The 9,451-nt window shown below is 69.5% G+C and carries 7 protein-coding genes; 5 read left to right on the top strand and 2 right to left on the bottom strand.

Annotated elements, in window-relative coordinates:
- Both AC2W7C_RS09050 and AC2W7C_RS09045 read left to right on the top strand, forming a co-directional pair.
- Nucleotides 1-392, top strand: a 392-nt coding sequence (locus tag AC2W7C_RS09050; RefSeq protein ID WP_486001141.1) for an SDR family oxidoreductase, incomplete at its 5' end; no start/stop codon positions are given.
- Nucleotides 393-499: 107 nt separating this feature from the next.
- Nucleotides 500-1,447 carry a phosphotransferase family protein gene (locus AC2W7C_RS09045; protein ID WP_486001140.1) on the top strand — a complete coding sequence of 316 codons (948 nt, stop codon included), beginning with the start codon at nt 500-502 and terminating at the stop codon, nt 1,445-1,447.
- A 146-nt stretch (nt 1,448-1,593) separates the two neighbouring features.
- Here the strand turns inward: AC2W7C_RS09045 and AC2W7C_RS09040 are convergent, their stop codons facing one another.
- The gene (locus AC2W7C_RS09040; RefSeq protein ID WP_486001139.1) at nt 1,594-3,435 is read right to left on the bottom strand and encodes an AMP-binding protein; all 1,842 of its coding nucleotides are present in this window, start codon (nt 3,433-3,435) and stop codon (nt 1,594-1,596) included.
- A gap of 154 nt (nt 3,436-3,589) precedes the next feature.
- Between AC2W7C_RS09040 and AC2W7C_RS09035 the strand changes: the two genes are divergently transcribed.
- Nucleotides 3,590-4,543 carry a winged helix-turn-helix transcriptional regulator gene (locus AC2W7C_RS09035; RefSeq protein ID WP_486001138.1) on the top strand — a complete coding sequence of 318 codons (954 nt, stop codon included), beginning with the start codon at nt 3,590-3,592 and terminating at the stop codon, nt 4,541-4,543.
- 4 nt (nt 4,544-4,547) lie between these two features.
- On the opposite strand, the gene AC2W7C_RS09030 is transcribed toward AC2W7C_RS09035, so the two are convergent.
- The gene (locus AC2W7C_RS09030; RefSeq protein ID WP_486001137.1) at nt 4,548-6,752 is read right to left on the bottom strand and encodes a TonB-dependent receptor; all 2,205 of its coding nucleotides are present in this window, start codon (nt 6,750-6,752) and stop codon (nt 4,548-4,550) included.
- Nucleotides 6,753-6,864: 112 nt separating this feature from the next.
- Between AC2W7C_RS09030 and AC2W7C_RS09025 the strand changes: the two genes are divergently transcribed.
- Nucleotides 6,865-7,779, top strand: a complete 915-nt coding sequence (locus tag AC2W7C_RS09025; RefSeq protein WP_486001136.1) for an SDR family NAD(P)-dependent oxidoreductase — start codon at nt 6,865-6,867, stop codon at nt 7,777-7,779.
- Nucleotides 7,780-7,836: 57 nt separating this feature from the next.
- Nucleotides 7,837-9,306, top strand: a complete 1,470-nt coding sequence (locus AC2W7C_RS09020) for a carotenoid oxygenase family protein (RefSeq protein WP_486001135.1) — start codon at nt 7,837-7,839, stop codon at nt 9,304-9,306.
- The last annotated feature ends 145 nt before the right edge of the window (nt 9,307-9,451 follow it).

Here is a 9,451-nt window from a genome sequence, read left to right as displayed (position 1 = left end):
AGGGCGCCCGCGCCATGATCGCCAACGGCGCCGCGGCGGCGGGCCGGGGCCGCGTCGTCCTGGTCGCTTCCATTGGCGCGACGGTGCAGTTGCCGGGCCTGGTCGGCTATTGCGCCTCCAAGGCCGCCGTCGTCTCCATGGCCCGTTCCCTCGCCCGCGAATGGGCGCGCCAGGGGATCAACGTCAACGCCGTCTGCCCCGGCTATCTGGAGACCGAGATGAACTCCGGCTGGTTCTCCAGCCCCGGCGGCGAGAAGCAGGTCAAGGGCTTCCCGCGCCGACGCCTGATGCCGGAGGGCGCTCTGGATTCCACCCTGGTCCTGCTCGGTTCGGACGAGGCCGCCGCGATCACCGGCGGGGTCTTCACCGTCGACGACGGGCAGTCGCTTTGAGCGCCGGAGAGCCCCCGGGACAGGTTGGCGTCCGTCCGGGCTTTGAACTGGACGCCGACGCCCTCAGGGCCTGGATGGCCGGTCATGTCGATCTGCCGACCGCCCCCTTGCGCCTCTCACAGTTCTCGGGCGGACAATCCAATCCGACCTATCGGATTGACGCTGGCTCGCTCGCCTTCGTCCTCCGCCGCAAACCGCCCGGCCCGCTTCTGAAGGGCGCCCACGACGTGCTGCGCGAGGCCCGGGTCATGACCGCCCTGGGCGACGCGGGCTTTCCCGTCCCCCGCATCCTGGGCGTCTGCGAGGACCCGGACGTGCTCGGCTCGGCCTTCTATCTGATGGAGCATGTCCAGGGGCGCATCGTCTGGGACCCGGCCACGGACCTCGACGACCCCAAAGAACGCGCGGCGGTGTTCGACGCCATGAACACGACGCTGGCGCGGCTTCACGCCCTCGACGTCGACCGTCTCGGCCTGGGCGACTACGGCAAGCGCGGCGGCTTCGTCGAGCGCCAGACGGCGCTGTGGACCCGCCAGTACCGGGGTGATGTCGAGGCGGGCCGCGACGCGAACATGGACCGGCTCGCCGCCTGGCTGGCAGAGCGCGACGGCCTGGCGGACCAGACCTCGGTCATCCACGGCGACTTCCGCATCGACAACCTGATCCTGCATCCCGACCGGCCCGAAGTGGCCGCGGTGATCGACTGGGAGCTGTCGACGCTGGGCCACCCGCTAGCCGACTTCGCCTATCACCTGATGATGTACCGTCTGCCGGTCCATCTGGGCGGCCTTCTGGGTCGCGATCTCCCGGAGCTAGGCCTGCCGACCGAAGCCGACTACGCCGAGGTCTACCGCCGCCGGACCGGCCGCGCCGACATGGCTGATCTCGACGTCCTGGTCGCCTTCAACATGTTCCGTTTCGCCGCCATCATCCACGGCATCCGCGGCCGGGTGATCCGCGGCAACGCCGTCTCCCCCAAGGCCCGCAAGCGCGCCGACGAATTCCCGGAGCTGGCCCGTCTGGCCTGGGAGCAGGCGGTTCGGGCGGGGGCTTAGATTTTCGTCATCCCGGGGCGCGCAACGACCCCGGGACCCAGCGGCGCCGCAGCGAAGCGGAGGCGATGCTCTCCACAAGCTGGCGCGCGACAGCTTCGCGCTCTCGCGCGCCGCTGGGTCCCGGCCTTCGCCGGGATGACGAAAGGTCAGGTTTCAACCAAAACCACCCCCTCGCCGTCCGCATACAGCCGCTCCACGTCCGCCGCGCGTCGGCGCAGCACGACGTTGCGGTTGATCGAGCCCTTGTCAGACACCTCGTGGGCCTCGACATCGGGTGGCGCGACCAGGAAGGCCAGTCGGACCAGCCGTTCGCTCTGGCCGGGATGATCGGCGTTGTGCCGGGCCAGGCCCTCACGGACGGCGTCGGCCACGGCCGGATGAAGGCCGGGGTCACCCTCCTGACCGTCTGTCAGCCGGCGCACGCCTTCCGGATCGGGCCAGGCCAGCACGCCCAGTTCGGATCGTCCCTCGCCGCAGATCACCACGTCTCGGAACAGGCCTGGGCAGGCGCGCAGCACCGCGTCGCGAAGCCGCCCGGCCGCGACGAAGGTTCCGTTCGCCAGCTTGAACTGCTCGGCCCGCCGTCCGGCGAAATACAGACCCAGCTCGGGCGCCGACCGGTCATGGAAATCGGCCATGTCCTCCATGCGCAGGAAACCGTCCTCGTCGAACGCCTCGGCGGTTCTGTGCGGATCCTCGAAATAGCCGGGCGTCACGCTGGGCGCCTTGACCCGCACCTCATAGGCGCCGTCGGCTGGAACCAGCTTCAGCGAAGCGCCCGGCACGGGCAGGCCGATGCCGACGCGGGTGCTCTCCCACCAGGTATAGCTGATCGCGGACCCCGTTTCGGTCGAGCCGTAGCCCGAGACGAAGGCGAAGCGCTGGCCCGTCGTCGCCACCGCCAGCCGCTGCAGCCGGTCGTGCAGGGGCTGGGGCAGGCCCGCCCCGCCGAACAGCATCACCCGCAGCTCGCTGAAGAAGGTCTGGCGCAGCCCCTCGTCCACCTCAAGGGCGTCGGCCAGCATGGCGTAGCCCGACGGCATGGTGCCGTAGAACCGGACCGGAATCTCCCTGAGGTTCCTGAGAGTCGCGGCGAAGCCCTCGGCGGTGGGGCGCCCGTCGTCGATGTGCAGCGTCCCGCCCATCCAGGACACGTTGGTCAGCAGCGACGACCCGGCGATATGGCTCCACGGCAGCCAGTCCAGCATCGTCCCGCCCCAGTCGAACGCGTCGCCCATGGCCTGGGCCCCGCTGGCGGTGTTGCCGGTCATCATCGCCTGGGTATGGATCACCGCCTTGGGCCGGCCTGTGGAGCCCGAAGTCAGCAGATAGCGCGCGGGCGCCTCGGGATTCAGGCCTTCGATGGCGCGACCGATCCCCTCGACGTCCGGCTCACGCAGGGTGACGGCGGCGTCGATCGCCGCCCCGCCGAACGCGCCCGGCTCGGCGCTGACGATCACGGCGTCGGCCGGCGCCACAGCCGCGGCGGCGCGGGCGAAGGCGGCGCTCTCGGCCAGGATCACCGCGGGCCGGACCATGTCCGTCACATGGCGCAGGCGCTCGAAGTCCTGGCTCAGCAGGGAATAGTTGACGCTGACCGAGCAGATCGGGACGCCCGCCGCGATCGCCCCGAACATCCAGACGGCGTGCAGGGGGGTGTTCCCGGACAGCACCACGATCGACCGCCCCTGGGGAATGTTCCGGCCCCGCAGCCACGACGCGACCGCCGAGATGTCAGCCCGCGCCTGGCCGTAGCTGAGCCTGCGCCAGCCGCCTTCGCCATCGCGCTCGGCGACCCAGGTCTTGTCCGGCGTCGTCTCCGCGTGCCGCCAGAAGCGGCGCAGCAGGTTCCGTTCATAGGGCTGAAGCGGCGCCCGGGCCGACAGGATCAGCGCGCCGCCGGGCCGTTCCTCGATCTCCAGGCCGACGTCACCGAACCGGATCGGGCGGCACGGGGCGCGGGTGAAATCGTCGGTCAGGTCCAGCACGCCGCGCCTCCGTTCTCGTCGCCGCCGGCCACCTTAGCGCTCCGGCGCGACTTGCAAAATCGGATTTATTGAACGATGTGGGCCGCCCCGGTGCGGGCTGCGAATCCGCGTCCCGGGGTGCTAAGACTGACCGAGGCAGGACGAAAGAGGGTTCGTGGACGCCATCTCCACACGCGATCTGATCATGGGCAATCCGGTGGCGCGCGCCTTCGCCGTGACCGGCGACGCCTGGACCCAGCTGATCCTGCGCGAGGCCTTCTACGGCGCGCGGCGCTTCTCGGTGTGGCGTGACCGTCTGGGCATGCCGCGCAGCGTCCTGACCGACCGGCTGAACCGCCTGGTCACGGCCGGCCTGCTGGAGCAGCGTGGCGCGAAGGACTCCCCCACCCGGCTGGAGTACCGCCTGACCGAGATGGGTCTCGACATGTTCGGCGTCGCCGTCATGCAGGGTCAATGGGAGCGCAAATGGGCGCGCTCGCCGCTGCAGGAGCGCTACGCCCTCGCCTTCTTCGACCGCCACACGGGTGAACGGGTCGTCCCGGCCATCTTCGACCACGAGCGCGGCCATGTCGTCGATCCGCGCCATGTCCGCTGGGAGGCCGGCGAGGGCCTGGTCGCCATCGCCCCGCCCACCTCGCGTCGCCGCCGGACCCAGCCGATCGAGACCGACCGGGCCATCATCGACCGCTCGACCGACATCATGGGCGACTACTGGAGCTGGGCCGTCCTGGCCGCCGCCTTCTTCCGCCTGCGCCGCTTCGACGAGATCCACGAGGCCCTGGGCGTCGCCACCAACATCCTGGCGGACCGGCTGAACCGCATGGTCCTGCACGGCGTGCTGGAGAAGAAGCTCTACCAGAAGGCCCCGCCGCGTTTCGAATACCGCCTGACCCAGGCGGGACGCGACCTGTTCCCGATGATCATGGCCATGCACGGCTGGAGCGAGCGCTGGCTGTGCCCCGACGGCGTCCCGCTGAAGCTGATCGACACCACCACCGGCGAGCCGATCCACGCCGTCGTCTGCGACCGGACCACCGGTCGCCGGCTGGACCCGCGCGACATCCGCTGGGAGGTCGAGGCGGCGCCGGAAGGCTCCGGCGCCGCCTGACCCGTCAGAAGCTCTGGCTGACCGCCAGGCCGAACGACCGCGGCGCTCCGAACACGCTGAACCCGACGCCCACGTTCTTGATGATGTGGGTCTGGTATTCGGTGTCCGTCAGGTTCTTGCCGTAGACCGACACCTTCAGCCCTGTCGGCGACTCCCACGAGGCGAAGGCGCTGACCAGTTCGTGGGCCGGCGACAGGACCTCGGGATTGTTCGAGGGATCGAAATAGAAGTCGTCCGTCCACTGATAGTCAGCCCGCACTGCGAGAGTCCCGCCGAACGCATCCCACTCGCCGTCGACGTACAAGGTGTACTGGCTATCCGGCGACCGCGGCAGGACGTTGCCGTCGTAGGGCAGGATCAGCGCGCCCGACACCGCGTTCGAGGTGAAGCGGGCGTCCAGGCTGGTATAGGAGCCGCCGATCGTCAGGTTGTTGCTGAGCGCGAAGGCCGTTTCGATCTCGAAGCCGTCGACCTCGGCCTCGGCGTTGGAGGTCACCAGGGTCAGGCCCAGCAGCTCGTAGACCTGCAGGTCCTGATACTCCAGCTTGAACACGGCCGCGTTGAACCGCAGCCGCCCGTCCAGCAGGGTCGACTTCAGGCCCAGTTCGTAGTTGTCCAGCAGCTCGGACCTCAGCGGCGACACCGCCTGCGCACCTGACTGGGCCGCCGACGGGAAGGCGCCCGCCTTGTAGCCCCGGTCGTAGCTCGCATAGAGGCGCAGGTTGTCGATCGGCTCGACCGCCAGGGCCAGCTTCCAGCTGGGCTCGCTGAAGGTCTCGTCCGCCCGGACGTTGTAGGGCGTCCCGCCCGGCCCCAGAGGGATGCCGGCCGGCGGATTGGCCCCCCCCTCGTTGTCCACCGCCACCTGATGGACCTCCCGCTCGTCATGGGTCCAGCGCGCGCCGACTGTCAGTTCCCAGATCTCCGCGAACGGGATGGTCGCCTGGCCGAAGGCCGCATAGCTGCGGTTGGTCGCGTCCTGGAAGAAGGAGACGTCGCCCCCGAACGACGGCGGCGCGATCGGCAGGGCGGCGCCGACCACGAACCGCTCCGAGCGCTCAACCTCCTCGTTGAAGAAATAGACCCCGGCGACCCAGTCGATGGTCGAGCTCGGCTTGGAGACCAGTCGGAATTCCTGGCTGAGCTGCTTGGCCTGTTCCGAGGCCTGATCGTCGACCTGCAGCGGGAAGCCCGGGAACGGCAGGCCGCCCAGGTTGTCGCGCCAGGAATAGTCGTTGTCCCGGTACGACGTCAGGGACACGAAGTCGAAGGCGTCGCCCTCGTGCTCGACCCGCCCGGTGAAGCCGTAGTTGGTCCGGTCCTGGTAGTTGTCGGGCGACGAGAAGCTCTGCCGCACGTCCAGCCCGGCGCGCAGGGTGTTGATCAGGGACACGAAGGCCGGCGCGGTCGCCGAGGTGGTCACCGGGATGCGGGCGTGCCCGTCCATCTCGTCCCGCGAATAGTCGAGGCCGCCCAGGAAGGTCCAGTCTCCGGCCTCCTTCAGCACCGACAGCCGCGCACCATAGGAGGTCCCACCCTCCAGCCCCTTCCCGGTCGGCACGTTCTCGGCGTAGCCGTCGTTGGTGTTGTAGCGGACCGCCAGACGCAGCGCGGCGTCGTCGCTCAGCTGCCGGTTCAGGATGCCTTCCAGCCCGTATTCCTCGAAGCTGCCGATCCGGGCGGTGACGCTGCCCGAGTTCTCGAACACCGGTCGCCGGGTATAGATGTTCAGCGCCCCGCCCGAGGCGTTGCGGCCGTACAGCGTCCCCTGCGGCCCGCGCAGCACCTCGACCCGCTGGATATCCAGGAAGGCCAGGGCGCTGGCGCCGGCCCGCCCGATCGAGACCTCGTCGATCGAGACGCCGATCGACGGGTCGCTGGCGGCCGAGTCGCTCGTGGTCCCCACGCCGCGGATATAGAGCTGCGGCTCCCCGATGTTGAACTGGGTCAGGGTGACGCCCGGCGCCTTGGCGGCGATGTCCTGGATGCCCGTCGCGGCGGTCCGCTCCAGGGTCTCGGCGCTGAAGGCGGTCACCGCCACCGGCACGTCCTGCAGGCTCTGTTCGCGCCGCTGCACGGTGACGATCACGTCGTCGAGCGTCGCCGTCTCCTGCGGCTCGGGAGCTTCCTGGGCCAGGGCCGGCGCGGCGAGCGCGGCGCCCAGGATCAGGGCGGCGACGGATACAGGGGCGATGGTTGTCGGCTTCATTCGTTCCCTCCCCGGGATGCGGCTTCCGTTGATCGGAAGCTCGACAGTCAGAGTAGCTTGCGCCAACGGACCATATTTGCAAGTCTTTTTACGCAAGTATGGAGAAGGCGTAATGCGGGGCATGTCTCTGGAGGGCCGGGTGGTCGTGGTGACGGGCGCCGGACGAGGGCTCGGCCTGGCCTACGCCCTGGATCTGGCGGCCCGCGGCGCGCGCGTCGTGGTCAACACCCGGCCCCGCCTCTCCGGCCAGCCCGCCTCAGCCGAAGCGGTCGTCGAACGCATCCGCGCCGCCGGCGGTCAAGCCATCGCCTGCCCCCTGGCGGTGGAATCGGAGGACGCCGGCGACCGCCTGCTGGACGCCGCCCTTTCGGCCTTCGGTCGCATCGACGGCCTGGTCAACAACGCCGGCGCGCCCGAGGCTCGGACCCTGCACAAGCAGACCCTGGCCGACCTGCGGGCGGTGTTCGAGATCAACTATTTCGGCACCGTCAGCGCCACCCTGCCGATCTACCGCCACATGCGCGACCAGGGCGCCGGCCGCATCGTCATCACCACCTCCGCCGCCGGTCTGCACGGGGTGCACGGCATGGCGGCCTATTCCTCGTCCAAGGCCGCGCTGATCGGCTTCATGCGGGTCATGGCGCTGGAAGGGGCGGCCCGGGGCGTCCACGCCAACGCCGTCGCCCCCTACGCCCTGACCGGCATGACCGAGAGCTATGTGTCCGACGCCGTCGGCCGCGCCATGCCGCCCGAATACGTCGCCCCCGTCGTCAGCTGGCTGATGACCGAGGGCTGCCCCCTGAACGGCGAAACCCTGGTCGCCGGCGCCGGCAAGGTCCGTCGCGCGGTGCGCGTCGAAGGCCCCGGCGTCCAGTTCCAACCCCCGGGCGAGGTCTCCCCCGACGACCTGATGGCGGCGCTCGGCCCCCTGATGTCGCTGGAGGACTGGAGCTTGCCGGCCGACGGGAACGCGGCCTTCGACGCCTTCTTGGACGCCCGCCCCGCGACCGCGATCCGCCTTTCCTGACTTGCGTTAAGATACCATTCGGCGCAGATTGCGTTTCTGGACTTATGGAGTCGGACAATGGCCGATGACGCCGCCGCGGCCCGCCGCATCGAGACGGGCGAACTCAGCGATCTGAACGCCCTGAACCCCTATCTTCAGGGGCTGTACGAACCGGTCGCGGCCGAGACGACGGCGCTCGACCTGACCGTGATCGGCGAGATTCCAAAGGATCTCCACGGCGCCTTCATCCGCAACGGACCCAACCCCGCCCAGGCGCCGGCAGGCCTGCATCACTGGTTCGACGGCGACGGCATGGTCCACGCCGTCTATTTCGAGAACGGCAAGGCCGAATACCGCAACCGCTACGTCCGCACCGCCGACTACCGGGCCGAACAGGCCGGCCGCGACATCCGCGCCGGCGGCGTGATGTCGCCCTCCGCCCGGGCGCGTCCCGACGCCGGTCGCGGCGAGCTGGTCTACAAGGACACCGCCAACACCGACCTGGTCTTCCACAACGGCTCGCTGATGGCGCTCTGGTACATCTCCGGCAAGCCGGTTCGCGTCGACGCCCGCACGCTCCAGACCCTGGGCGACGAAAGCTTCGGCGGCGCCCTGCCCCGCCACGCCTCGGCCCACGGCAAGGTCGATCCGAAGACCGGCGAGTTCTGCTTCTTCGACTATTCGCTCTACGAGCCGTGGATGACTTTCGGCGTCGTCAGCGCCGACAACCGCCTGACCAATTTCCAGAAGGTCGACCTGCCCGGACCGCGCCTGCCGCACGACATGGGCCTGACCGAGAACTACATCATCCTGCACGACCTGCCGGTGGTCTTCACCGAGGCCGGCCTGCGCAATTCGATGTGGCAGATCAAGGTCGCCGACCAGCCCGCCCGTTTCGGCGTCGTGCCCAAGACCGGGACCGGCGATCAGGTCCGCTGGTTCGAGACCGAGACCTGCTACATCTACCATGTCGTCAACGCCTGGGAGGACGGCGACGAGGTCGTCATGACCGCCTGCATGATGACGCCCAACGGCTATCCGCCGAACCCGGCCTACGGTCCCTACGCCTCCATGGTCAACGTCCTGGCGCTCAACGCCGTGCCGGTCGAGTGGCGCATGAACATGGTCACGGGCGAGGTGAAAAAGCGCCAGCTGGACGACCGCGTCGGCGAGTTCCCGGTGGTCAACCTCGACTTCACAGGTCGGCGCACGAACTGGTCCTATCACGTTGAAATGGCGAACCAGGAGCTCCAGCGCTTCTCGGGCCTGATCAAATACGACCTGCGCACCGGCGCGGCCCAGACCCACCATTTCGCCGACGGGATCGGCGGCTCCGAACCCGCCTTCGCCCCCCGCATCGGCGCCGTGGACGAGGACGACGGCTACGTCATCGCCTTCACCACCGACGAGACGACGGGCAGGTCCGAGGTCCAGATCCTGGCCGCCCAGGATTTCGAGGCCGGACCGATCGCCCGCGTCCTGCTGCCCGCCCGCGTCCCCGCCGGTTTCCACGGAACCTGGGCGCCCGGCGACCAGATCGCCGCCTGAAGGACATCGCATGACCGCCTACATCGTCGACGCCGTCCGCACCCCCCGCGCCAAGGCCGCCCCGATGGCGGCCTGGCCGCGCTGAAGCCGCATGAGTTGGTCGCCGGCCTGATCGAACGCGCTGGACGCCCCGCAAACGGGGGGC

This window comes from Brevundimonas sp. CURTG3B2_SDJG (assembly GCF_057364705.1).
Note: the sequence above shows the minus strand (reverse complement) of the source record. Positions and strands in the feature narration are given on the sequence as shown.